The 965-nt window shown below is 73.7% G+C and carries 2 protein-coding genes and 1 pseudogene; all 3 read right to left on the minus strand.

The window, feature by feature from the left end; all coding sequences use genetic code 11:
• Positions 1-202, minus strand: a pseudogene (locus AC27KI_RS25830) (MBL fold metallo-hydrolase); the annotation flags it as partial.
• A 104-nt stretch (positions 203-306) separates the two neighbouring features.
• Positions 307-489 (minus strand): hypothetical protein, encoded by a 183-nt coding sequence (locus tag AC27KI_RS25835; protein WP_487116687.1) that lies wholly within the window; start codon positions 487-489, stop codon positions 307-309.
• Positions 480-965 (minus strand): FAD-dependent monooxygenase (locus AC27KI_RS25840; protein WP_487116689.1); only part of this gene is annotated, 486 nt, incomplete at its 5' end. The genes AC27KI_RS25835 and AC27KI_RS25840, both read right to left, overlap by 10 nt.

The raw sequence follows: 965 nt of genomic DNA on the forward strand, positions 1-965 counted from the left end.
CGTCCAGCGCGTCGATGCCGCCGCCCGGGAACACGTAGGCGTCGGGCGCGAAGCTGGCGTTGGGCGAGCGGCGCGTCATCAGCACTTCGAGCCCGGTGCCGCCGCCGGCTGCCGGCGCGTCGCGCAGCAGCAGCACGGTGGCCGCGGCGCGCGTGGCCACCGGTTCGCGGTGGGGATGGAGTTGTTGGGAGGTGCGGGGCATCGGGCGATTATCGGCAGTGGGCGCCGGGGCGCTGCGCGCCCGCGCCCCGTTGGGGAGCTAGACGGCCGATTGCTATAAAAATAATAGCATTATGCCCTAGTCAATCATGTGCTGGAGGCCGATTTTGCTTCGACCTGCCGGTGGCCGGCCGCGGCCTTGTATTCCTGCACCCAGCGCGCCAGCACGGCCGGGTCCATCACGTCCGCGATGCGCGCGAAGCCCTCGGGGGCGCGTTCTTCCACCATGTCGAGGATGGCGTCCAGGCCCTCCTGCCGGTTCAGGGCCACGATGCGGGCGGTGGCGGGGCGGCGCGCGGCCTCGTAGTGTTCCAGCGCGGCGACGGGGGTCGGGGCTGCGCGTGCAGCGCATCGGCCAGCGCGCGGGCGTCCAGGATGGCCTGCGTGGCGCCGTTGGAGCCGATGGGGTACATGGGGTGCGCGGCATCGCCCAGCAAGGTGACGCGGCCGTGGCGCCAGCGGGGCAGGGGGTCGCGGTCCACCATGGGCCACTCCAGGATCTGCGTGGCCGCACGGATCACGCCGGGCACGTCCAGCCAGTCGAAGCGCCACGCGCCGAAGGTGGGCAGCAGGTCGTCCACCGCGCCGGGCCGGCTCCAGTCGGCGCGGTCGGGCGCCCGGAGCCCGCCGCCGAAGCCGTCCTCGCGCAGGCGGCGGTCGGCCACCCAGTTGATGAGCTGCGTGCCGTCCGCCGCGGGCGGCGCGATCGGGTAGACCACGAACTTCGCCCGGCGGTGGCCGGCCTG

It is taken from the genome of Acidovorax sp. KPB24-03, from assembly GCF_057546605.1.